Source organism: Thermodesulfobacterium hveragerdense DSM 12571, assembly GCF_000423845.1.
Classification (GTDB): Bacteria; Desulfobacterota; Thermodesulfobacteria; order Thermodesulfobacteriales; family Thermodesulfobacteriaceae; genus Thermodesulfobacterium; species Thermodesulfobacterium hveragerdense.
Map to the genome: position 1 here is coordinate 21,616 of NZ_AUIT01000010.1, position 22,860 is coordinate 44,475.

At 35.5% G+C, this 22,860-nt stretch carries 22 protein-coding genes; 16 read left to right on the top strand and 6 right to left on the bottom strand.

Features of this window, described 5'->3' with window-relative positions; genetic code table 11:
- Position 1: 1 nt before the first annotated feature.
- Both radA and G580_RS0104545 read left to right on the top strand, forming a co-directional pair.
- Positions 2-1,330, top strand: a complete 1,329-nt coding sequence (gene radA, locus G580_RS0104535) for a DNA repair protein RadA (protein ID WP_028841215.1) — start codon at positions 2-4, stop codon at positions 1,328-1,330.
- 167 nt (positions 1,331-1,497) lie between these two features.
- On the top strand, positions 1,498-1,965 hold the full coding sequence (locus G580_RS0104545; protein WP_028841216.1) for a TVP38/TMEM64 family protein: 468 nt from the start codon (positions 1,498-1,500) through the stop codon (positions 1,963-1,965).
- Here the strand turns inward: G580_RS0104545 and hisF are convergent.
- From hisF to cutA, 3 genes are read right to left on the bottom strand one after another with little or no spacing between them, the layout of a single operon-like run.
- Positions 1,955-2,734: an imidazole glycerol phosphate synthase subunit HisF gene (gene hisF / locus G580_RS0104550; protein ID WP_028841217.1), complete on the bottom strand. Its 780-nt coding sequence runs from the start codon at positions 2,732-2,734 to the stop codon at positions 1,955-1,957. The genes G580_RS0104545 and hisF overlap by 11 nt on opposite strands.
- 53 nt (positions 2,735-2,787) lie before the next feature.
- Complete coding sequence (locus tag G580_RS0104560) at positions 2,788-2,991, bottom strand: FmdB family zinc ribbon protein (protein ID WP_022855546.1); 204 nt, start codon at positions 2,989-2,991, stop codon at positions 2,788-2,790.
- 56 nt (positions 2,992-3,047) lie between these two features.
- Positions 3,048-3,380, bottom strand: coding sequence for a divalent-cation tolerance protein CutA (gene cutA, locus G580_RS0104570; protein ID WP_028841218.1), 333 nt, complete (start codon positions 3,378-3,380; stop codon positions 3,048-3,050).
- A gap of 155 nt (positions 3,381-3,535) precedes the next feature.
- On the opposite strand from cutA, the gene ndk reads away from it, so the two are divergent.
- Both ndk and thiL read left to right on the top strand, forming a co-directional pair.
- Positions 3,536-3,958 carry a nucleoside-diphosphate kinase gene (gene ndk / locus G580_RS0104575; protein ID WP_028841219.1) on the top strand — a complete coding sequence of 141 codons (423 nt, stop codon included), beginning with the start codon at positions 3,536-3,538 and terminating at the stop codon, positions 3,956-3,958.
- On the top strand, positions 3,958-4,908 hold the full coding sequence (thiL, locus tag G580_RS10010) for a thiamine-phosphate kinase (RefSeq protein ID WP_051173098.1): 951 nt from the start codon (positions 3,958-3,960) through the stop codon (positions 4,906-4,908). Before ndk ends, thiL begins: the two co-directional genes overlap by 1 nt.
- 40 nt (positions 4,909-4,948) lie before the next feature.
- Here thiL and G580_RS0104585 read toward each other — a convergent pair whose 3' ends face one another.
- Positions 4,949-5,392, bottom strand: a complete 444-nt coding sequence (locus G580_RS0104585; protein ID WP_028841220.1) for an Hsp20/alpha crystallin family protein — start codon at positions 5,390-5,392, stop codon at positions 4,949-4,951.
- 173 nt (positions 5,393-5,565) lie between these two features.
- Between G580_RS0104585 and clpB the strand changes: the two genes are divergently transcribed.
- From clpB to rsfS, 12 genes are all read left to right on the top strand, one after another.
- Positions 5,566-8,157 carry an ATP-dependent chaperone ClpB gene (gene clpB, locus G580_RS0104590; RefSeq protein WP_028841221.1) on the top strand — a complete coding sequence of 864 codons (2,592 nt, stop codon included), beginning with the start codon at positions 5,566-5,568 and terminating at the stop codon, positions 8,155-8,157.
- Positions 8,158-8,306: 149 nt separating this feature from the next.
- Entirely contained in the window at positions 8,307-8,813 is a 507-nt protein-coding gene (hpf, locus tag G580_RS10995) for a ribosome hibernation-promoting factor, HPF/YfiA family (RefSeq protein WP_169357079.1), read from the top strand.
- Between the two features lie 2 nt (positions 8,814-8,815).
- Positions 8,816-9,688, top strand: a complete 873-nt coding sequence (rapZ, locus tag G580_RS0104600; protein ID WP_038041578.1) for an RNase adapter RapZ — start codon at positions 8,816-8,818, stop codon at positions 9,686-9,688.
- Complete coding sequence (rimI, locus tag G580_RS10020; RefSeq protein ID WP_051173102.1) at positions 9,681-10,118, top strand: ribosomal protein S18-alanine N-acetyltransferase; 438 nt, start codon at positions 9,681-9,683, stop codon at positions 10,116-10,118. The genes rapZ and rimI overlap by 8 nt, the downstream gene beginning before the upstream one ends.
- Positions 10,119-10,121: 3 nt before the next feature.
- Positions 10,122-14,288 (top strand): PEP/pyruvate-binding domain-containing protein, encoded by a 4,167-nt coding sequence (locus G580_RS0104610; RefSeq protein ID WP_156874785.1) that lies wholly within the window; start codon positions 10,122-10,124, stop codon positions 14,286-14,288.
- A gap of 14 nt (positions 14,289-14,302) precedes the next feature.
- Positions 14,303-15,526: a type I glyceraldehyde-3-phosphate dehydrogenase gene (locus tag G580_RS0104615; RefSeq protein ID WP_028841224.1), complete on the top strand. Its 1,224-nt coding sequence runs from the start codon at positions 14,303-14,305 to the stop codon at positions 15,524-15,526.
- An 18-nt stretch (positions 15,527-15,544) separates the two neighbouring features.
- The gene (gene nusB / locus G580_RS10025) at positions 15,545-15,988 is read left to right on the top strand and encodes a transcription antitermination factor NusB (protein WP_038041580.1); all 444 of its coding nucleotides are present in this window, start codon (positions 15,545-15,547) and stop codon (positions 15,986-15,988) included.
- The gene (gene cmk / locus G580_RS0104625) at positions 15,960-16,640 is read left to right on the top strand and encodes a (d)CMP kinase (protein WP_038041582.1); all 681 of its coding nucleotides are present in this window, start codon (positions 15,960-15,962) and stop codon (positions 16,638-16,640) included. The genes nusB and cmk overlap by 29 nt, the downstream gene beginning before the upstream one ends.
- Positions 16,637-16,945 (top strand): HNH endonuclease, encoded by a 309-nt coding sequence (locus G580_RS0104630; RefSeq protein ID WP_028841226.1) that lies wholly within the window; start codon positions 16,637-16,639, stop codon positions 16,943-16,945. The genes cmk and G580_RS0104630 overlap by 4 nt, the downstream gene beginning before the upstream one ends.
- Position 16,946: 1 nt before the next feature.
- Positions 16,947-18,791 carry a glutamine--fructose-6-phosphate transaminase (isomerizing) gene (gene glmS, locus G580_RS0104635; protein ID WP_028841227.1) on the top strand — a complete coding sequence of 615 codons (1,845 nt, stop codon included), beginning with the start codon at positions 16,947-16,949 and terminating at the stop codon, positions 18,789-18,791.
- Positions 18,792-18,810: 19 nt separating this feature from the next.
- The gene (locus tag G580_RS0104640; protein WP_028841228.1) at positions 18,811-19,014 is read left to right on the top strand and encodes a DUF6485 family protein; all 204 of its coding nucleotides are present in this window, start codon (positions 18,811-18,813) and stop codon (positions 19,012-19,014) included.
- Positions 19,015-19,017: 3 nt separating this feature from the next.
- Positions 19,018-19,398 (top strand): ribosome silencing factor, encoded by a 381-nt coding sequence (rsfS, locus tag G580_RS0104645; RefSeq protein ID WP_028841229.1) that lies wholly within the window; start codon positions 19,018-19,020, stop codon positions 19,396-19,398.
- Here rsfS and hflX read toward each other — a convergent pair.
- Positions 19,295-21,070 (bottom strand): GTPase HflX, encoded by a 1,776-nt coding sequence (gene hflX / locus G580_RS0104650; protein WP_028841230.1) that lies wholly within the window; start codon positions 21,068-21,070, stop codon positions 19,295-19,297. The genes rsfS and hflX overlap by 104 nt on opposite strands.
- Before the next feature lie 569 nt (positions 21,071-21,639).
- A complete protein-coding gene (tyrS, locus tag G580_RS0104660) occupies positions 21,640-22,848 on the bottom strand; it encodes a tyrosine--tRNA ligase (protein WP_028841232.1) in 1,209 nt (402 codons plus the stop codon).
- Positions 22,849-22,860: the final 12 nt, after the last annotated feature.

Genomic DNA, 22,860 nt, shown 5'->3' on the forward strand with positions numbered 1-22,860 from the left:
CATGCCTTACTATTGTCAGGAATGTGGTTATAAAAGCCTCAAATGGTTAGGACGCTGTCCTGAATGTGAGGGATGGAATACTTTTATAGAAGAAAAAGAAAGCTCGATAAAACCAAAAAACAAAAGCAGAATAAATAATAAACCGATAAAGGTCTTAAAACTTTCAGACATAAAGTATGAAGTAAAACCAAGGATTTTAACAGGTCTTAGTGAACTTGATTTGGTATTAGGAGGAGGATTTGTGCCTGGGTCTTTTATCCTTATAGGAGGAGACCCAGGAATAGGTAAATCCACCCTCCTTACTCAAGTAGCAGGTGTGCTTGCAGAAAAGGGATTAAAAATAGTTTATCTATCTGCCGAAGAATCTGCTGAACAAGTTAAGTTAAGGGTTGAAAGACTGGGGTTGGGGGAGGAGGTTTTTTTTATAGGAGATACTGAACTTTCCACGGTAATAGAAGAGTTGAAAAACATAAAACCTGACCTTCTGATAGTGGATTCCATCCAAACAGTTTTTTTACCTGAGTTAGAGAGCCCTCCAGGTGGGGTTTCTCAAATAAGAGAGTGTGCTAATCTCCTTATGCGCTTTGCCAAAGAACAAGAGGTAGTAACGATAGTTGTAGGCCATATTACCAAAGGAGGCTTGATTGCAGGACCAAAAGTTTTAGAACATTTGGTAGACGTGGTACTTTATTTGGAGGGAGAGAAAGAAACAGGGTTTAGAATTTTAAGAGCAGTAAAAAACCGTTTTGGTCCGGTAAATGAGATAGGAGTCTTTTTGATGACCTCAAAAGGTTTGGTTCCTCACTCTCAATGTGAAGACCTTTTTCTGTCAGGGGAAGAAAATGCGGCTGTATTTTGTGCGATAGAAGGAACAAGACCTTTGCTGGTAGAGGTACAATCCTTGGTTGCCAAAAGCTTTCTTGCTTTACCAAGAAGGACAGCGGTTGGATTTGACCCTATAAGGCTATCTTTAATGGTTGCTATCTTAGAAAAAAAACTAAATTTCAATTTTAGTAATCAAGACATTTATGTTAAAATATCAGGGGGAATCAAGATAACCGATCCTTCTGCAGACATGGCAGTAGCTGTTTCTTTGGTGTCAAGTTTATTAGAAAAACCTCTTCCAGAGAAAACCATTTTTATAGGAGAAATCGGGCTTTCCGGTGAGATAAAACCAGTAAGAGAAATAGCCCTCCGGCTAAAAGAAGCAGAAAAGAAGGGGTTTAAAAAAGCCTTTGTTTCAGAAAAAGTAAATCTTCCCCAAAATAGCCTATCGTTAGAAATAATCCCTTGTAGAAAGCTTTTAGAAGTTTGTGAAAAAATCTTTTAGTAGAAAATTAGTAGAAAAATATAAAACCCTATGTTTGAAGATTTTATAAACCTTTGGGATAGCAGAGAAGAAATAAGAGGGTTCGTAAAAAATCATACGATAGCCGGAGGTATTTTATTTGTTTTTTACAAGCTTTACAAGTAATAATAGCCCCTCTTCCTGGAGAAGTGACAGGATTTTTTGCAGGTTTTCTTTTTGGAGGGATCTATGGGTTTATGTTAAGTATGGCAGGCTTGATGGTAGGATCTTTAATTTCTTTTTATATAGCAAGGTTTTTAAGAAAAAAATTTCTAAAAAAATACCGTCAATCTCCCACCTATTTGAAGGTAAAGAAAATTTTTTATAAACATGGGCTTACCGGAATGTTTTTACTTTATCTTTTTCCTGGGTTTCCCAAAGACTTGCTAAACTATTTACTCGGTTTTATGCCTGTCTCTTTAAAAGGTTTTACAGTGGTCTGTTTTTTAGGTAGAATCCCAGGCACTTTTGCCCTTTCCCTTCAGGGAGATGTAGTCTACGGTGGGCATCCTCAAAGTATAATTTTAGTAACTCTCACTTTTGTTATAGTTTTTTCAATTTTTTTGCTGATTAAAAAAAGAATTGAAGGTTGGTTAGAAAGAGATCCTACCACTTAGTTCTTACCTTTACCCCCTTTTTAGCTAAGTAATCCTTGATTTCTTTCACGGTATACATTCCATAGTGAACCATAGAGGCTATAAGCGCTGCATCAGCTTTACCTTCGGTAAGAACCTGATATAAATGTTCAGGGTGACCTGCACCACCTGAGGCAATAACTGGAATGTTTACCGCCTCTGCTATCATCCTGGTAACGGTTAACTCATAACCTTCTTTAGTGCCGTCTGCATCTATAGAATTAAGACAAATCTCTCCTGCCCCTAAGTTTTCTGCTTCTTTTGCCCACCAAACAGCATCTATCCCCATCGGTTGCCTTCCACCTTTTATCCAAACCTCATACCCAGAGGGTATCTTAGAAGATGGTTCAACCTTTTTCACATCCATACCAAGCACGATACATTGAGAACCAAAGGCCTTAGCTCCTTCATAAATCAGTTTTGGATTAAGCACAGCCGCGGTATTAACCGAAACCTTCTCTGCTCCTGCAAGCAAGACCTGTCTCATGTCTTCGACTGACTTAATTCCACCTCCCACTGAAAAGGGAATAAAAATCCGTTCAGCAGTCCTTCTAACCACGTCTATCATGATCCCTCGATGTTCTGCACTGGCAGTAATATCGTAAAAAACTATTTCATCAGCCCCTTCTTGATAATACTTTTCTGCCATCTCTACAGGGTCGCCTACCTCTACATTGTCTTTAAACTTTATTCCTTTAGTCGTTTTACCATCCTTTACGTCAAGGCATACAATTATTCTTTTACTTAACATGTAAAACCCCTTTACACTTTTTTAAAAGGCAACCTGCCTTTTTATTTTTAAACTCAGCTAAAACCAAACCCTCCTCCACAAGAACTCTTTTTATAATCACCTACCCCTTTCATCATCGCACATACATTAGATACTACCTTTTCTACCTTTTCTGAACCACAAAAGGGACATTTTACCTCTTGTTCTTCTGTTTTACTAAAAATAAGTTTTTCAAAAATCCTTCCACAATCATAACACCTAAATTCATAAATAGGCATACCCTTCCCCTCCTATATCCTTAAATTTAGCTTCGTAGTAAAATAATAAAAAATTTTTAAATTTCAACCCCTGCTTCTTGTAAAAGCCATCTATAAAAACAAGGTGTAACCTCAGAAACCTCTATTTTTGCGATGCAAGGGCAAGAATAAGAATGGTTTTTAAGTACCTCTTTTTCTACCTCAGGATAGAGAAATTCGCGGGTTTTTACTATTAAAACAGCTTCTTGAGAACTTTCTATCTTACCTTCCCACCAATACATAGAGTTAATGTTAGAAAAAAGGTTAACGCAACCACAAAGTCTTTTTTCAAGGAGTATCCTTCCAACTTTTTGAGCCTCTTCTGAATTGGGAAAGGTTATGTAAACAAATACAATCTTATCTTGTGCCATACTTACCTCCTGTTTAAACTTCCTTCTAAAAGAGCTAAAGTATAATTATACCTTAATTGTTATAAATTGCCAAAAAATAAAGGTTTTTTCTGCTGTTGGAAAATAACAAAAAAGTTTTATAATTGAGCAAAAATCAGTTTATGAGGAGGGGTTAGATGGAAAGAACGTTGGTTATGATTAAACCTGACGGAGTCCAGAGAAACCTTATAGGAAAGGTTATTAGTATTTTTGAAGAAAAGGGGCTCAGGGTGGTTGCTTTAAAAAAGGTTAAACTATCTAAGGAACAGGCAAAACAATTTTATGTCGTACACAGGGAACGTCCTTTTTTTGAGAGTTTAACTGATTACATGAGTTCTGGTCCTGTAGTGGCTATGGTTTTAGAAGGAGAACAGGCTATAAAAAGGGTACGTGAAATCATGGGAGCAACCGACCCTAAGGAAGCTCAAGAAGGTACCATAAGAAAACTCTTCGCGATAGACAAGGAAAAAAATACTGTTCATGGTTCAGACAGCCCTGAATCTGCCGCTAAGGAAATACCCTTTTTCTTTAGCGAATATGAACTTCTTAGCGCTGAATAATGACCGAAAAAGAATGGATAGGTTATTTAAAAAAATATCTTTTTGAAAAACCTCCTGTTTTTAAAACCTATAACGAAGACTGTACTGTTATTCAAACAGGTGAGACAGAATTTTTACTTATTACAACTGATGCTCTGGTAGAAAAAATTCATTTTAAGTTAGACTATTACTCTTTTTTTGACTTAGGCGTTAAATTAGCCAACTCTAATTTAAGCGACATCGCTGCCTGTGGAGGAGAGCCTAAATGGGCTCTCCTTACCTTAGGAAGTCCTATCCCTATCGACGTTAATTGGGCAGAGCCTTTTTTACAAGGGCTTAATCAAAGTTTAAATAAGTTTGGTGCCTTTTTGGTAGGTGGAGACACTGTTAGAAGTCCCTTTTTCTTCTTTAATCTAACTTTGTTTGGTAAAACCAACTTACCTCTTTTAAGAAAAGGAGCCAAAGAAGGAGATTTGATCTTTGTTTCAAGACCCTTAGGAGGAAGTTCTGCTTTTTTAAGAATGGTTAAAACCTCTCCTTTAAAAGAAATACCTGAAAATCTCAAAAAAGCCCATCTTTACCCAGAACCAGAGATAATCTTAGGTAAAGAACTTTCTTCGAAAAATTTAGTTACCTCAGCCATAGACATCTCCGACGGTCTTTTACTTGACCTTTGGAGGATATGTGAGGAAAACTCGGTTGGTGCTGAGTTATTACAAGAGGCTATACCTATCGAGCCCGGAGCCACCTTAGAAGATGCCCTTTCAGGAGGAGAGGACTACGCCCTTCTTTTTACTGTTTCTCCCTCTAACTTACACCAAATAGGTGAAATCGAAACAAAACTAAAAAGAAAGCTTTTCTACATAGGAAAAATTTTGCCTGAAAAAACTCTTTATTTGGTTAACGAAAAAAAAGAAAGATTAAAGCTAAAACCCGAAGGGTTTGACCACTTTAGTTTTAAAGATGTTTAAAAAAACCCCGAGGAGACCTCGGGGTTATTCTGTGGAAGATTTATTTCTCTACGTTAATCTTAATAACCTTTTTCTTTTCTTCAGGCTTTTTAGGTAGAGTTATCTTTAAAACACCATCTTTATAAGAAGCTTCTATTTTTTCTTCTTCAATCTCGCAGGGAAGAGGTATAGACCTCATAAAACTTCCATAAAACCTTTCAATCCTATAGAAGTTTTCTTTCTTCTCCTCTTCTTCCTTTTTCTTTTCTCCTTTAATAACTAAAACATTATCCATCAAACTGATTTCCATATCTTCAGGTTTTACACCTGGTATATCAACCTTTACGATAACTTTGTCTTCTGTTTCTGAAACATCTACAGCAGGTACCCAACTTATACCTTCCCATCTTTCTATTGACAATTCTTTACCAAAAAATTCTTGCCATATACGATCCATTTCTTTTTTTAAGTCTTGTAATGGACGCCAAAGGATTAAATCTGCCATATTTATCACCTCCTTTTTACTTTATTTTTTTATTTTCAACTTTAAAAATAAGTATACACTCGAAAAGTTTCAAGTATCAATTTACCAAAATTTTTAAAGGTTTTGACTATTGAAAGTGTAAACATCGTATTTAATTTTTAAACAAATAACAATATTAAAATGGAGGTTAAAGAATGAAGCTTGACAGATACACTTTTAAAGCTCAAGAGGCTTTACAAGAAGCTCAAAAATTGGCTGAGAGGAAAAATAATACTCAGTTAGAGCCAGAACATCTCTTATTAGCTTTGGTCACCCAAGAAGGTGGGATTATCCCTATCATTCTCGACAGGTTGGGTGTAAACTCGAAAATCATTGCTTCTGAGCTTGAAGAAATTTTAGATAAATTTCCTAAACTTACCCAAGGAGCTTACCAGTTATATCTTTCTTTAAACCTTAAGCAGATTTTAGATAAAGCCGAGGGATTAGCCCGAGAAATGAGAGATGAGTATGTTTCCACAGAACACCTATTTTTAGCTATCATAGATAGTCCGACTAAAGCAGGAGAAATTTTAAGGAAACGTGGGGTTACCTTTAGCAACACAAAAGAGGTTATCAACAAAATAAGAAAAGGACAAAGAATTACTGACCAAAATCCAGAAGAAAAATATCAATCTTTAGAAAAGTTTGGTAGAGACCTTACTGCTCTTGCCAAAGCCGGAAAACTTGACCCTGTGATAGGAAGAGACGAAGAAATAAGAAGGGTTATGCATATTTTAAGTAGAAGAACCAAAAATAACCCGGTGTTGGTCGGAGAGCCAGGTGTAGGTAAAACAGCCATCGTAGAAGGATTAGCTCAGAGGATAGTAGCTGGAGATGTTCCTGAGATTTTAAAAAACAAAAGAATTATTCAACTTGATTTGGGCTCTTTGATAGCAGGAACTAAGTTTAGAGGAGAATTTGAGGAAAGACTAAAGGCGGTTTTAAGAGAGGTGCAAGCAAGTGAAGGAGAAATCATCCTTTTTATAGATGAGATACATACCTTGGTTGGAGCTGGTGCTGCTGAAGGAGCTATGGATGCTGCTAACATGTTAAAACCAGCCTTGGCAAGAGGCGAATTAAGATGTATAGGAGCTACTACCATCGATGAATACCGTAAGTACATAGAAAAAGACCCTGCCTTAGAAAGGCGTTTCCAACCTGTATATGTAGATGAACCCTCTCCAGAAGAGGCTATCGCTATTTTAAGAGGGCTAAAAGAAAAATATGAGGTTCATCACGGAGTTAAGATTACAGACAACGCTATCGTAGCAGCGGTAATGCTTTCTCATAGATATATTACAGATAGATTTTTACCTGACAAAGCCATAGACCTTATAGATGAAGCGGCAGCTAAACTTAGGATTGAAATAGATTCTATGCCTACAGAAATAGATGAGATAGAAAGGAAAATCAAACAGTTAGAAATAGAAAAAGTGGCTTTAGAAAAAGAAACCGACCCAAAGGCCAAAGAAAGACTTGCTAAGATTTTAGAACAACTTCAAGACCTTAGAAATAAGGTAGAACAGTTAAGAGAACGGTGGCTTAAAGAAAAAGAAATAATTCAAAAAATTAGAAAACTTAAAGAGAGGATAGACCAATTAAAGGTCGAGGCTCAACAAGCAGAAAGAAAGGGAGACCTAAACCGGGTAGCAGAAATTATCTATGGTATCATACCTCAGCTCCAAAAGGAACTTGATGAGGAAAACGAAAAACTTGCTGCAATCCAAAAAGAACATAAATTCTTAAAAGAAGAGGTAGACGCAGAAGATATAGCCCAGATTATCTCTAAATGGACGGGAATTCCTGTAAGCAGGCTTTTAGAAAGCGAAAGAGAAAAACTTCTTAGGATAGAAGAAAAACTAAAAGAACGGGTAGTAGGACAAGATCATGCGATTAAGGTTATCTCAGATGCTTTAAGAAGAGCCAGGGCTGGACTAAAAGATCCCAACAGACCTATTGGTTCTTTTATGTTTATAGGTCCTACAGGGGTGGGAAAAACTGAGCTTGCTAAAGCTTTGGCTGAGTTTATGTTTGATACCGAAGATGCTATGGTTAGGATCGACATGACAGAATATATGGAAAAACATTCGGTATCAAGGTTGATAGGTGCCCCTCCAGGATATGTAGGTTATGAAGAAGGAGGACAACTTACAGAAGCTGTAAGAAGAAGACCCTATTCAGTAATACTTTTTGACGAAATAGAAAAAGCTCATCCTGATGTGTTTAATATCTTATTACAGGTACTTGATGACGGAAGACTTACAGATGGAAAAGGTAGAACAGTAGACTTCAGAAATACCATCATCATCATGACTTCAAACGTAGGTAGCTTTTACTTCCAAGACCTTTCCTTGAGTCATACTGAGATAGAATCTAAAATACATGAACTTTTAAAGGCTACTTTTAAACCTGAATTTTTAAACAGAATTGACGAAATCATCATCTTTAATAACCTGCAAAGAGAACATATCATAAAAATAGTGGACATACAAATCAAGTATCTAAACGAAAGATTAGCTGAAAAGAACATGAGTTTGGAACTCACCGAAAAAGCAAAGGAATTAATAGCTACCTATGGATACGATCCTACTTTTGGAGCAAGACCTCTAAAAAGGGCTATACAGCGTTACATAGAAAACCCTTTAGCCTTAAAGATTCTTGACGGGACCTTCGTAGAAGGGGATAAAATCATCGTAGACGTAAACGATTTTGGAGAGTTTGTATTCACCAAACCACCAGTTCATTAATAACCTTAGTAACTTCCCCTATCCTCTATATCCTTCCAACTTTAAGGGTATGAGGGGTAGGGATTGAATTTTACGTGAAAATTGGTAAACTTTATCATAAAAATGTAAAATGAATCTTTTAAACTTTATTTAAGGAGGGTTTACGAATGATGGAATTTAATTTTACGTTTAAAGGTCTTGATCCTTCAGAGGCTATCAAACAGTATGCTGAAAAAAAGATTAGTAAGTTTGAAAAATATTTTGAAGGGCCTGTAAACGTACAAATAGTTTTCAAGAGAGAAAAGTTCAGAGAAATCGTAGAAATAGTTCTTAAAGGTGATGGGGAAGTATTGGTGGTAAAGGAAGAAACTTCAGATATTTATGAAGCCATAGACCTTGCTTATGAAACTTTAGAAAAACAGGTGAAAAAATTAAAGGAAAAAAGAAAAGAGTTTAGAAAAGGAAGAACCGTTGAAATGTCAGGAGAAGCCTCAGTTCCTAATTATGAAGTCAAAAAAGTTGAGATTAACCATCTTTCCACCGCAGAGGCTATAAACTGGTTTAAGAAAAACGATAAAGAGAATTTTTTTGTTTTTTACAACACCGATTATGATAAAATATGTGTTCTTTACTTAAAGGATGATAAACCAGTGGTTCTGGTACCAGAATTTGCTTAAAGATGCCTAATTTAATCATCATAACTGGCACCTCAGGTTCTGGGAAAAGCACAGCTTTAAAGGCTTTTGAGGATTTAGGCTACCTTGCCATAGACAACTTTCCTACAAGACTTTTGATTCCCTTTTTAAAGGAAGTCAAAGAAAGCCTGTCTACAGACAAGGTAGCCTTAGTAATGGATTTAAGGGATAAATATTTTTTGTCTGAGTTTAAAACCGTACTTTCTGAAATAGGCACCTTAGGTTATTTTTGGGAGCTCATCTTTCTTGATGCAAGGACAGATGTTATCATTTCAAGGTTTAACCTTACAAGAAGATTGCATCCTCTTTTAAGAGAAAAAGAAGTTGGTTTAGAAGAGGTTATAGAGAGGGAAAAAGAACTTTTAGCAGACATCAGAGAACTTGCTACTCTCTTTATAGACACCTCTAACTACAACGTCCATCAACTAAGAAATGAAATTTTTACAAGGTACCAGACAAGAACTGACCTGAAAAATTTAGTCTTACATTTTATCTCTTTTGGATATAAATATGGAATACCTCCTGAAGCAGATTATGTCGTTGATGCAAGAATCCTTCCTAACCCTTATTTTAACCCAGAATTAAAACCTCTTAGCGGAGAAGACTTTCTTATTAAACAATATTTACTAAACTACGATGTAACCAAAATATTCTTAAATTTTTTAACTGAGTTTTTAAATTGGTTAATACCTGTTTATGCCAAAAGCAACAAAAGATATCTTACTTTAGCCATAGGATGTACTGGGGGTAGACATCGTTCAGTTGCTCTAATCGAATTTTTAGTAGAAAATTTAAAGAAATCTGCGTTTGAAGTAGAGTTTATAGTGTCTCATAGAGATATTAAAAAAGATGTTTAAAATCGAAGTTTTGAACCAAGAAACAGACCTTGAGTTTATAGCCCTTACTGAAAAAGAATTGTTTAAAGATGACCCTTGGGACTATACAAGGCTTTTGTCTGAGTTTAAGAATTCTTTTTCTCAAATATGGGTGTTAACCAAAGAAAAAGAAAAACTTGGCTATCTGGTGTTTAGGATGATCTTAGACGAAGCAGAACTATTAAGGATAGGAATAAAAAAGGAACATCAAAACAAAGGGTTAGGAACTTATTTTTTAAAGGATTTTTTAAATTATCTTAAACAGCAAGGGGTTAAAAAAGTACATTTAGAACTAAAAATAGACAACCATCCTGCACTTAAGTTATACCAAAAAATGGGGTTTCAAAAAGTCTACGTTAGGAAAAATTACTATCAAAGTAGCGATGCTTTAGTTATGACCAAAGACCTTTAAGTGATGATAGAAAAGTTCACTTCTAAAGCCTTATTAGCCAATTTAGCCTACACTTTTGTAGAAAATGTACAGTATGACCCTAAGTATAACGTTTTCCCAGAAATTTATGCTAAGTTTCCAGGTCTTAGACAACAAATAGAAAACCTCTTAAAAGAAGCCTTCCATCCTTATAAAAATAACCTTCTTGTTTTAGAAGAACTTAGAAGTTACTTCTTAAAAAACCTTTCGATTTTACTTAAACATTCATACAGAAACAGGGCTTACTGGTTGATTTTTGACCTTTTGTTTAAGTTTTTTGGTAAAGACCAGGAAATTAACATCAAGACTACAGAGACTATCTTTTCTATCCTTGATAAAACAGCTGACCTAATCGACCAAGAAAGTTTTTACGAGCTAATCCCTGTTTTAAAAGAAATTTTAAAGGCCATAACCAACCTTCCAGAAGAATATTTTTTAAATTTTTTAGAAAACTACTATTCTTTTAAACGTTTAGTTCAAAAACTGAGCAAACTTTCTTTTTCCCGAGAACTTGAGTTAGTTTATATAGACCTTCTTAAAAAAACTTATGTTTCAACCTATACTTTTTGGGGAAAATTAGCCAAAACCTGTGAGGCTAATCTTATACAAAACCCCTCGGACATAAAACTTAAAGAGAATTTTTTAACCTCAAACTATTTTGAAAGTCTCATCAACTCATTAACTGAAAAATCTGTTACCTTATCTCATCTTTTATCTCTTCCAGATCATTTAGACCTACTTAAAAAATTAAAAAATTTTATATCTTCTATCAATCAACTGAACCACTACAATATTTCTGACGAACTAAAAATCAATTTTCTTTTTGATTTGATAAAAGCCCCTATTCTTAAACTCATCCATGAAGAATTAATCAAAGAAGTAAACCATAATTTAATCTTAATGATTAACGCTAAACCTTACCAAAACTTAGACGAATTTATCAGAAAATTTTTTGATATTCTAAAAGAAAAACTCAACCTTTATCCACGGACTGCCCTTGAATGTATTAAAAACATAGGGATTTGTATTTTAAACAAAAAAGAGGTTTATCTTATAGAAGTTTTGATAAATGAAATCATAAAGTTTGGGTTTCAACCTCCACAGATCAAAGGGATAGGTCTAAATTGGAAAATCATCCAAAACCCGCACCATCTCCTTAACATAAAAACTTGGCTTGAGATTTTTAAGGTTAATCCTGAATGGTGTAGTAGTCTCTTGGCTGCTATGATCTTAAATCTAAGACTATATGGAATTTCTATCAAAGATACAGATCTTTTTCAGAAAGAGATTACCCAGCTACTTAACGCTCCTATCAAACCGGTTTACAACCTTACCAAACAGTTTTGTAAACTACTACCTGTTTATTACAACGAAATCGGAGCAGAAGGTCTTATAAGAGACCTATCAACAGAATTAGATGAACTTTTTAACAGGCAAGATTCTTTAATCCATTTTTTAAGAAAGTTTATACATATCGAAAACTCAAGCTTAGCAGTTGAATTCATAAAAGATATTCTTAAATACTGGTTTACCTTGGAAGATAGACATGTTTTAAAATATTTACCAGAAATACTTCATACCAAGTTGAAAAATGAAGAAATTGAAATGCATATCAAAATGCAAGGTTTACTTCAAGCTGTTTTTCAGAAAGCAAATTTAAAAAATTTTGAGGAACTTTTAAACATAGACCTTTCATCTTTGGAAAAAATCCTTAAAGAAATAGACTTTGAAGAAACATATAAAAAGAAACTTTATCTTACGGTTTCTTTGTACCATTTAGAATATCAGAAGTATTTTGGAGTTTTAAAAGATATAAACCTTTTGTTAACCCAATATGACGAAAAGGAATTTCCTTTTATCGCCGAACTAAAGGAGCTTTTACAAAAAGAGCCTCAAGATTTATATGAGGTTTTAGAAAAAATCTTAGCTTGGATGTCTGACCTGAAAGAGGTTATCCTGTCTAAGCAGACCTATCCTCCTATAGAAGAAATCCTTCAGAAAAGGCATGTAGCTGTAGACATTCCCTCTATGTATGGTAGATATAAAGAAAAAAAATTTGATGCGTTAGGACTTACCTTCCGTCTGGAATATCTTGCCAACCTTTTTTTTGAAAAGCTTATAGAACGGTTTGACCTTCAGTTTATCACAAGAGCCTCTTTTTTTAAAATCCTAAAAATATTAAAGCTCTTTAAAATGGCCTTAGACATAGATGGGATTTTTTCACAAAAATTTGAATCCTCGTTAAACCTTCTTGAATATTCTTTGAAAAGTTATCCTTTAACCTATAATCAATACCTGGACATTTTTCGTGGATTATTAGAGGGGGTTCAACATATAGTAAAAGTTTACTATGTAAACCCCTTCCTCAAGGTCTTTCCCTTGGTATTTCAGACACTAAGCGAAGAAGAAATTTTAGAAAAGTACAAAAAATGTTTCTGTGGTTTAGAAAAAGAGCAACGTTATTTTTGTATAAGTGAGGTAGTAATAAAAGACCTTATAGGAGAGGCTTTTGGTCTAACCCATTTAGACCGTTTTCTTAAAAAGATCTACGATATCCTTTCTTCTTATTTAGAAAAAATCGCTAAAGAAGACTTGAATTTATTAATGAGCTATGACCCCAGAAGAACCCTCTCTTTTATACATAAACCCAACAATTTAGTAACAGACTTGATTTATCTCGGAAACAAAGGATACATTCTTACGGTGTTAGCTCAGCAACAAGAAATAAAAAACAAAATACCCCCAGGTTTTATTCTAACTACAGAAGTGTTTAGATGTTACCCTCTTATAAAAAAATATCCTGAATTATGGCTTGATTATACTGAAAAAATTGAACAAAATATAAAGATGTTAGAAAATATTTCTCAGAAAAAATTTGGAGGAAAGGAAAATCCTTTAATATTAAGTATAAGAAGCGGGGCTGCTCTTTCTATGCCTGGGATGATGAACTCTATCTTGAACGTTGGTCTAAATATTGAGACGGTGGAGGGATTGGCCAAGGTTTCTGGGAATACATGGTTTGCTTGGGATACATACCGCAGGTTTATTCAGAGCTGGGCCATGGCTTTTGGGGTACCTCGAGATTTTTTTAACCATCTTATGCGAGAGCATAAACGAAAGTATAAAGTAAAGAAAAAAAGGGAGTTTAGCGGAGAACAGATGCAAGAACTTGCGTTACTCTACAGGAAAAGTATTCAAGAATTAGGAATTCCAATGATAGATGACCCTTGGGAACAGCTTTTTAAGGGAATTGAATTGATTTTAACCTCTTGGTTTAATGAAAAAGCGAAGTCCTATCGAGAGATAATGGAGCTTTCTGATGAATGGGGAACGGCTGTAATAGTTCAACAGATGGTTTTTGGAAACATAGGCGACCAAACAGGTACAGGGGTAACACTTACCACCTCTCCTGTAGGCAAGTTTCCAAGAATTCTTCTGTGGGGGGATTATACTTCTTACAACCAGGGAGAAGACATCGTATCAGGTTTAGTCAACGCCTACCCAATTTCAATAGAACAAAAGAAAATAGAAGAAAGAGAAGGGCCTTGTTTGCAAGAAGCCTTTCCAGAGGTATATAAAGCTTTACTTGATTTAGCGTATTATCTTGTCTATGAAAAAGGATGGGGACACCAAGAAATCGAGTTTACTTTTGAAGGAAACTCCATAGACTCTCTTTATATTTTACAAGTAAGAGATATAATTCTTAGAGAAGAGAGGGATATTCCTTTCTTCTCTAAAGAGTTGCTAAAAAATTTAGATTATATCGGGAAAGGGATAGGAGTTACAGGGGGTTTAATCTCAGGAAGGATAGTTTTCGGTTGGGAAGACATCGTAACCATGGATGCAGGAGACCCTTTGGTGTTAGTAAGATATGATACCGTACCAGACAACATTAGAGAAATCCACAGAGTAGATGGAATCCTTACGGCAAGAGGAGGGCAAACCTCTCATGCTGCTATCGTAGCCTCAAGATTAGGCAAAATCTGTGTAGTTGGCTGTGAAAACTTAAGTATAGATGAACTAAAGAAAGAAGTGAGAATTAATGGACACAAACTAAGGTTAGGAGAATGGATTACGTTAAACGGTATAACCGGTCAAGTTTTTAAAGGGAAGATCAACCTTTTAACCAAAGCCTCTAAATATAACCTATAAAAGAGGAGGGTGCTATGAAATTAGGAATAAATGGATTAGGAAGAATTGGAAAACTTACTTTGTGGCATCACATAGCAAGAAAGTATTTTGACGAAATCGTAGTAAATGTAGGGAGGGAAGTTGGAACTTCGTTTGCTGATATCGCAAGTTACTTAGAAAAAGACAGCACCTATGGATGGCTTCCTGTATATCTTTACGGGCATAAAGGTAAAAGAGTTATCGAAAATTTAGACGAAAAACAGGGAACGATGTATATAGACGGTATTAAAATAAAAATCTTAAGAACCAGCAGAAACCCTAAAGACATAAACTGGAGAGAAGAAGGGGTAAAACTGGTGGTTGATTGTACCGGAAAGTTTAGAGATCCAAACGTAGACCCAGAGGATTCTAAAGGTTCAATCAGAGGTCATTTTTTAGGGGGAGCTGAAAAAGTAATTCTTTCAGCTCCTTTTAAAATTAAAGATAAAGAAAAAGGCATCCCAGAAGACGCAACCACCATAGTTTATGGAATAAATGAAGAAGTATATCAACCTAACAAACACAATCTTATTTCAGCTGCTTCCTGCACCACTACTTGTTTAGCTTATATGATCAAACCTCTTTTAGACTATTTTGGAGTAGATAGGATACTTTCTGCTTCGATGGTTACAGTTCACGCTGTAACAAGTTCTCAGGTAGTACTTGACCGTTTACCCAAGGAGGGGACAAAAGATCTAAGGAGGATGAGGAGTATCTTTAATAACATCATCCTTACCACTACTGGTGCTGCAGAAGCTCTTAGTTTGGTCATACCTGAGATGAAAAAAGTAGGATTTATGGCAGAAAGTGTAAGAGTTCCGTTAAACACCGGAAGCTTGATCATCCTGACGGTTAACATCCAAGATGAAAGCATAGAAAATCATATAGATAGAGAACTTATCAACAACATTTATAAAGAGGCAGCCAATACTAAATACAAAGAGTTTTTGATTTTCACCACAGAACAAAACGTCTCTTCTGACATCATAGGCTATCCTAAAGCAGCCGCAATAATTGAGGGAAGTGAAACCCATACCAGAACTGCAGCTGCCAAGGTAGACATCTGTAAAGCTCTTCCAGAAGGTAACAGCACGATATGCACTCATGTAGAGATACCCATTACCCAAGTGGTGGTTTACGGTTGGTATGATAATGAGCTGGGTTCTTACACCAACATGTTAGGAGAACTGACGGTCTATATAGCTGAAAAGATGCTTTAGGCGTGGTTAGTGTCAGTTATGATTAGAAGAAAAGGTAGAGAAATAGCTTTACAAATTTTGTACCAAAAAGAACTATCTAACGTCTCTATAGAAGAGGCTATAGATCTTTATAAAAAATTTCTTAACATAAACAGTCCAGAGGCTCTAAAGTTTGGAGAAGATTTAGTAAGAGGTATTACTGAAAACTTAGAGTTTATTGATTCTATCATAAGAAAATATACCCCTTCCTGGCCTTTAGAACGGATAAATGTTACAGACAGAAATATATTGAGAATAGCGGTATATGAAATGTTTTTTAGACCTGACATTCCTGAAATAGTTTCTATCAACGAAGCAATAGAAATAGCGAAGATTTATGGCACTGATGATTCGCCAAGTTTTATAAACGGTGTCTTAGACAGCATCTATAAAAAAGAACTAAAGGCGCATAAAAATGAAAAAGCCCAAGATAATAACCATTGACGGACCTGCAGCCTCTGGGAAAACCACCATAGCTAAGCTTTTGGCTAAATCCCTTGGATATTGTTTGTTAGAATCAGGGGCTTTTTATAGGTTGGTTACCTACCTACTTTTAAAACACAATCTTTACGAAAAATTTATCCAAAAAAACTTAAACCTTATAGAAACATTAAGCAAGCTTTTTTCTTCAGTAAAGATAAACCTTACGGCTGAGGCAACACAAATTTTTTACGAAGGAAGAGAAATAAAATCTGAACTCAGAGAAATCCAAGTAGAGGAAAGAGTTTCTGTGGTAGCTTCTATACCAGAAGTAAGAGAATTTATCAAAGATTTTTTAAGAAAGTTGGTGAACAACCGTTTAGTAGTAGCAGAAGGGCGTGATATGGGAAGTGTGGTTTTTAAAGATGCTGAGGTTAAAGTTTTTCTTACAGCTGATGAAAGGATCAGGGCTGAAAGAAGATATAAAGAAAAAACCGAAAAAGAAAGTCTACCTTATACACAAGTGATGGATAGTTTAAAAAAAAGAGACCAACTTGACAGCACAAGAAAGGTAGCACCTTTAACTGTTCCCGAAGGAGCTTTAATCTTAGATACCTCTGAATTAACCCCTAAAGAAGTATTAACCAAAATTCTTCATCACTTAGAAAAAGTATGAAAGGTGATTTTTTAAGTATAGAGGAGTTTATCAAAAAAGAAAAGGAAAAAGCTCGTAAACTTAGACAAACAAGATGGTGGAGAAGACAGTTAGAAAGAGGGATGTGTTATTATTGTGGAAGAAGAGTAGGTGTGAAAAACCTTACGATGGATCATAAAATTCCTCTTTCAAGAGGAGGCACCTCAGACAGGCTTAATATAGTCCCTTGTTGTAAGGAATGTAACAATAAAAAAAGATATCTTTTGCCTTGGGAATGGGAAGAATACACTAAAAAACTCAAATCCGAAAAAGTAGATGGAGAATGATATGTGCGGAATAATAGGGTATATAGGAGATAGACCGATCATTCCTGTTTTGTTGGAAGGTTTAAGAAGGCTTGAATACAGGGGTTATGATTCAGCAGGGATAGTGTTTTTAGAAGATGAAGAAATAAAAATAGTTAAGACTAAAGGAAAAATCTTAAACTTAGAAGAAAAACTCTTTAATGATTTCCCTAAGAAAGCTAAAGCTCCTGGGTTAGGACATACCAGATGGGCTACCCATGGAGAACCTTCTGACGAAAACGCCCATCCTCATTTTGACTGTCACAAATCTTTAGCCTTGGTGCACAACGGCATCATAGAAAATTACTATGAGTTAAAGACTAAACTTATAGCTAAAGGTCATAAGTTTTACTCAGCAACTGATACTGAAGTAATCGTGCACTTAATAGAAGATTTTTTAAACCAAGGGATACCACTTAAAGAGGCGTTTTTTAAGGCTCTAAAAGAACTAAAAGGTGCCTATGCTGTGGCTTTGATTCATAAAGAAAATCCAGATTTCATCTTGGTTGGAAGAAACCAAAGTCCTGTAGTAATAGGTTTAGGGCAACAAGAAAACTTTATAGCCTCTGACATCCCTGCCCTTTTACCTTTTACTAAAGAAGTTTTGTTTTTAAACGACGGGGAAGTAGCTATCCTGAGCAAATATCAAGTAGAAATCTATGATTTATCAGGCAATCCTGTTGCAAGAGCCCCATATCATGTGACCTGGGATATAGCCTCAGCTGAAAAGGGTGGTTTTGACCACTTTATGCTAAAAGAAATCTATGAGCAACCTGAAGCCATAAAAAACACGATGTTAGGAAGGATTGATTTGGATAAAAACCAGATTGATTTTTCTCAGGAAGGATTAGACCTAAAATTTTTAAAGGGAATACAGCGATTTTATATCGTTGCTTGTGGTACCTCTTATCATGCTGGATTGGTGGCAAAATATCTCATAGAAAAAGAGTTAGGTCTTCCTGTAGAGGTAGACATTGCCTCTGAATTTAGGTATAGAAATCCTATCTTGGATGAGAAAACCCTTTTCATAGGAATTTCACAATCAGGAGAAACAGCTGATACCCTTGCCAGTTTACGTTTAGCTAAAGAGAAAGGTGCTAAAACCCTTTCTATCTGTAATGTGGTAGGAAGTACTATCGCCAGAGAAAGCGAGGTTGTATTATATACTAAAGCTGGGCCTGAAATAAGTGTGGCTTCTACTAAGGCTTTTTCTACTCAGGTTTTAACCTTTATCCTCTTTACCTTTTATCTAAAACAGCTATTATTCGGAGAAAATGAAAAAAAACAAAAAATTGAGGCCTTGATAAAACTATCATCTCAACTGAAAATTTTTATCGAAAAGGTCCATCCTAAAGTTAAAACTTTGGCTCAAAAGTGGTATCAAGCACAAAATGCACTTTATTTAGGAAGAAACATCCTTTATCCTATAGCCTTAGAAGGTGCGTTAAAACTTAAAGAAATATCTTATATCCATGCAGAGGGTTATGCAGCAGGTGAGATGAAACATGGACCCATAGCCCTGATAGAGGAAAAAGTTCCTACTGTAATCCTTGCAGCCAAAGAAACGGGCATTGTTTACGAAAAAACTTTGTCTAACGCTGAAGAAGTAAGGTCACGTAGAGGGCCTATTATCTCATTGGTAACCGAAGGGGCCAAAGAATTCCAAAAAATTTCTGACGAATACATAGAAGTTCCCTTGACTTTCTATGAATTTTTACCTATTTTTTATGTAGTTCCTCTTCAACTTTTAGCCTATGAAATAGCTACTTTAAGAGGTTGTGACGTAGATAAACCAAGAAACTTAGCCAAAAGCGTAACAGTTGAATAAAAAAGATAGGAGTAGGCTTATGGAATGTAATAGGGATAAAAACCTTAAAAATTGTAATTGCTCTTATGATCCATGTCCTAAAAAGGGGATTTGTTGTGAATGTTTACATTACCATAGAAAGATGAGACAACTACCAGCTTGTTTTTTTCCACCTGAGTATGAAAAAACCTATAATAGAAGTTTTGAACTTTTTGCTAAATTAGTTTCTGAAGGGAAGGTATAGAAAATGGAAAGCAAGGTATTGGCAGAGGTAATCTTAAACTTACTTGAAGATAAAAAAGCAGAAAACATAGTGCTTATTGATGTGAAGGATAAAGTAGATTATGCTGACTATTTTATCATATGTAGTGCCCATTCAACCAAACATACTCAAGGACTTTCAGACCATGTTTTGTTTGAATTAGAAAAAATAGGTATCGAGCCTTTAGGTATAGAAGGAGCTGAGCTGGGACAATGGATAATTCTTGACTTTGATTCTGTTATAGTCCATCTTTTTTACGAACCTATACGTCAAGTTTATGCGTTAGAGGATCTTTGGATGGATTTTCCTCTTCCAAGGAAACAGGCTCAAGCCCCTCTTCCTTTGGATACTCAAGAGGAGGTTTAAACAACTTTTCTTCTATTTTTGTTAAAAGTAGGTCAAGGTTATCTCCTTTTTTAGCTGAGATAGGAATGGCTTGATATCGATTAGAGAGGGCTTTTAGTAGTTGAAGCTCTGAAGGAGGTAAAAGGTCAATTTTGTTAAAAACCATCAACAAAGGATAATGTAAAAGTTCCATCTCTTCTAAAATCTGGTTTACGGTTTCTATTTGGTTTTCAAAATCTGGGTTACTTATGTCTACGACGTGAAGCAATAAGTCTGCTGAGTATAATTCTTCAAGGGTGGCTTTAAAGGCTTTTTTAAGGTCTTCTGGTAGGTTTCTTATAAAACCTACGGTGTCTGTGATAAGAAATACTTGATTGTTTGGGGTTCTTATAGCTTTGGTTACAGGATCAAGAGTAGCAAAAAGTTTATCTTCTGCCAGGTATTGACTTTTTGCCAAAGTATTAAACAAGGTAGTTTTGCCTGCATTGGTATAACCTATTAAGGCAACGGTCTTAAAGGCTAATTTTTTCCTGCGTTTTCTTTTTATATCTCTTTCTTGAGAAATCTTTTCTAACTCCCTTTCTAACTTAGCAATACGGTCCTTTATCCTTCTTTTATCTATTTCTAACTTAGTCTCTCCTGGACCTCTACCTCCTATACCTCCGGTAAGTCTGGAAAAAGCATCGTCCTTAGCCCTAAGTCTTGGGAGAGTGTATTTCAACTGAGCTATTTCTACCTGGATTTTTCCCTCTTTAGACTTTGCTCGTTGAGCAAAGATATCTAAAATAAGTTGAGTTCGGTCTATAACCCTTAAATCAGTACTCTCAGTAATGGCTCTTACTTGAGAGGGGGTAAGCTCCCGGTCAAAAATCAAAAGATTAGCACGGTTTCGCAAGGCAAGGATCATCAGCTCAAGCAGTTTTCCTTTTCCTATTACATATCTTGGGTCTGGACTTGTCTTTTTCTGAACTATTTCTCCTACCACCGTTACCCCTGCGGTACGGGCTAACTCTCTTAACTCAAATGCCCTTCCCTCTAAATGAGGATCGTTATGTTCTCTTAAAAAAATAAGAATAGCCCTATCTTTTTGTTCCTCTACCTCCTTAAGTGGTTTTACCCGTTCAAGCTCATCCTCTAAGTTTTTTATTAGCTCTAAAAAGTTTTCTTTTAACTCCCAAACATAACATGGTCTTAAAAAATAAAAAAACTGATTTTCTTTGTCTGAAAGAGACCCTCCTGCAAAAAACTCTGGATTAGGGATAATATGAGCTATATGAATTTTACCTGGTTCTCCGTTTGGATTAACCTCTAAAGCCCCTATTAAATCAAGTCTTAAAAGAGCAAGGTCTATCAAATCATCCTGATCAAGCTCAGAATGTGTGGTTTTAGAGGTTAAAAGATGGGTATGAACAAACCGTAAACCCTTTAACCTTGCGATGTGATCACGATATCCTCTTAATTCTGGGATTTCAATCCGGTTAAACGTACCCACTATCACATAATCTATCTCACCCTTTCGGTTAATAAGAAGGCCGACCTGACGGTTTAGGTCTGCTGAAACCTTAGCCAGTTCTCTTGCCAATTCATGAGAAATAATAGACGCAGAAGGAACCCTCCTTCTATAGAACCTTTCTAAGTTTTTTAACTCACTTGGCTTTAAACCTACGGTATATCCAAATACGTTATATCCCATGCCTCCTCTTTATATTTTTGGTTTTGTCTAAAATTTTAATACACGTTTAGCATGTTTAAAGTCTATAACATTAAAAATTAAAAAAATTATCCCCACCAATCGGTCCCAAATTATTATAGCCTTTATTAAACTTTTTCTAAAAATTTAGTATCATAAAGGCTTTAGTACAAATTTTAAGTATATAAATTTCTATGGTTAATAAAATCTCTGTTCTTATCTTGATACTATCATAAAGTTGGTTTAAAATATTTTTAAAGTATAAAAAGCTTGAGTAAAAATTAGATGATAGTAGTTACAGTAAAATGTTTTAAATGCAGGCGTACCTTTGACAAGGTTTTCCCTGATAGCGAGCTTTTTTTTATGTCAAAAACCATAACCTGCCCCTTTTGTCGGTCTCTCAACACACAAAAAGTAATGGTCAGTCAAGTACCTGATGAAAAAGAACCTAAATGCGATTTTATCATCGAGTGTCTTAAAAAAGGCTGATAGTCCCATTTAACCCTGCTTGAAAGCAGGGCAAAAGTTTACTGCTACTTAAAATAAAACAACAAAAATGATAAAGACTTGACCTAATTTACAATTACTTTTAAAAACTTCTTTTTCCCTATCCTAAATGTATACTCCCCTGGTGAAAGATTTAGTTCCTCTTGAGTCAAAACCTCTTTATTTAAATCTATAGCCCTTTGAGCTATAAGACGCCGGGCCTCAGAGTTACTCTTTACTAAGCCTTGATCTTTTAAAAGTCCCGGTACCCATACCTTGCCTGCTGGGATTACTACCGTAGGCACCTCGGTAGGTAGCTCTTTTTTACTAAACACTCTTTCAAACTCTTCTTCTGCCTTAAGGGCTGCCTCTTTTGAATGAAACTGGGTAACGATATGCTTGGCCAACCTCTTTTTTACTTCCTTAGGATGTAACTCTCCTTTCTCTACAGAAGCTTTCATGTTATCAATCTCTTCTTCTGAAAATTCGGTAAGAAGTAGATAGTATTTCCACATAAGCTCATCTGGTATAGACATAAGTTTTCCAAACATTTCATAAGGTGGTTCCATAATTCCTACGTAGTTACCAAGGCTTTTACTCATCTTTTGGACACCATCAAGCCCCTCTAATATAGGTAAGGTAAGAATAACCTGAGGTTCTTGGTCATATTCTCTTTGAATGTCTCTTCCTATCAATAGGTTAAAAAGTTGGTCGGTACCTCCTAATTCTACGTCTGCCTCAAGTGCTACTGAATCATAGGCCTGAAAAAGAGGATAAATAAGCTCATGAATACTTATAGGAAGTCCACTTTCAAACCTTTTTTTAAAGTCCTCTCTTTCTAAGATCCTTGCAACGGTATATTTAGCACATAACCTAATCATGTCTTCAGCAGTCATTTTAGACAACCATTGACTGTTAAACACAATCTTCGTTTTTTCTGGGTCTAAAATCTTAAAAACCTGTTCTTTGTAGGTTTTAGCGTTCTCTAAAACCTGTTCTTTAGTAAGAGGAGGACGGGTTTCAGACCTACCAGTTGGGTCCCCTATCATAGCAGTAAAATCACCTATTAAAAAATAGACTTCATGGCCAAGGTCCTGGAATTGTTTCATCTTCCTTAAAAGTACCGTATGCCCAAGGTGAAGGTCCGGAGCTGTAGGGTCAAACCCTGCTTTTATCCTAAGAGGACGTCCCTCTTTATAAGACTTCTCAAGTTTTTTTATTAACTCATCTTCTTCTATCAAATCAACCGTTCCCCTTTTAATGAGCTCTAATGCCCTTTTTATTTCTTCATTCATCACTCCCTCCAC

Bases quoted from the DNA above. Each gene is read 5' to 3' on its own strand.
- nusB (WP_038041580.1), top strand. From the start codon at position 15,545: ATGATTAGAAGAAAAGGTAGAGAAATAGCTTTACAAATTTTGTACCAA.
- thiL (WP_051173098.1), top strand. From the start codon at position 3,958: ATGACCGAAAAAGAATGGATAGGTTATTTAAAAAAATATCTTTTTGAA.
- ndk (WP_028841219.1), top strand. From the start codon at position 3,536: ATGGAAAGAACGTTGGTTATGATTAAACCTGACGGAGTCCAGAGAAAC.
- tyrS (WP_028841232.1), bottom strand. From the start codon at position 22,848: ATGAATGAAGAAATAAAAAGGGCATTAGAGCTCATTAAAAGGGGAACG.
- rapZ (WP_038041578.1), top strand. From the start codon at position 8,816: ATGCCTAATTTAATCATCATAACTGGCACCTCAGGTTCTGGGAAAAGC.
- radA (WP_028841215.1), top strand. From the start codon at position 2: ATGCCTTACTATTGTCAGGAATGTGGTTATAAAAGCCTCAAATGGTTA.
- G580_RS0104560 (WP_022855546.1), bottom strand. From the start codon at position 2,991: ATGCCTATTTATGAATTTAGGTGTTATGATTGTGGAAGGATTTTTGAA.
- G580_RS0104630 (WP_028841226.1), top strand. From the start codon at position 16,637: ATGAAAGGTGATTTTTTAAGTATAGAGGAGTTTATCAAAAAAGAAAAG.
- G580_RS0104615 (WP_028841224.1), top strand. From the start codon at position 14,303: ATGAAATTAGGAATAAATGGATTAGGAAGAATTGGAAAACTTACTTTG.
- rimI (WP_051173102.1), top strand. From the start codon at position 9,681: ATGTTTAAAATCGAAGTTTTGAACCAAGAAACAGACCTTGAGTTTATA.
- clpB (WP_028841221.1), top strand. From the start codon at position 5,566: ATGAAGCTTGACAGATACACTTTTAAAGCTCAAGAGGCTTTACAAGAA.
- G580_RS0104610 (WP_156874785.1), top strand. From the start codon at position 10,122: ATGATAGAAAAGTTCACTTCTAAAGCCTTATTAGCCAATTTAGCCTAC.
- cmk (WP_038041582.1), top strand. From the start codon at position 15,960: ATGAAAAAGCCCAAGATAATAACCATTGACGGACCTGCAGCCTCTGGG.
- rsfS (WP_028841229.1), top strand. From the start codon at position 19,018: ATGGAAAGCAAGGTATTGGCAGAGGTAATCTTAAACTTACTTGAAGAT.
- hflX (WP_028841230.1), bottom strand. From the start codon at position 21,070: ATGGGATATAACGTATTTGGATATACCGTAGGTTTAAAGCCAAGTGAG.
- G580_RS0104640 (WP_028841228.1), top strand. From the start codon at position 18,811: ATGGAATGTAATAGGGATAAAAACCTTAAAAATTGTAATTGCTCTTAT.
- cutA (WP_028841218.1), bottom strand. From the start codon at position 3,380: ATGGCACAAGATAAGATTGTATTTGTTTACATAACCTTTCCCAATTCA.
- hisF (WP_028841217.1), bottom strand. From the start codon at position 2,734: ATGTTAAGTAAAAGAATAATTGTATGCCTTGACGTAAAGGATGGTAAA.
- glmS (WP_028841227.1), top strand. From the start codon at position 16,947: ATGTGCGGAATAATAGGGTATATAGGAGATAGACCGATCATTCCTGTT.
- hpf (WP_169357079.1), top strand. From the start codon at position 8,307: ATGGAATTTAATTTTACGTTTAAAGGTCTTGATCCTTCAGAGGCTATC.
- G580_RS0104585 (WP_028841220.1), bottom strand. From the start codon at position 5,392: ATGGCAGATTTAATCCTTTGGCGTCCATTACAAGACTTAAAAAAAGAA.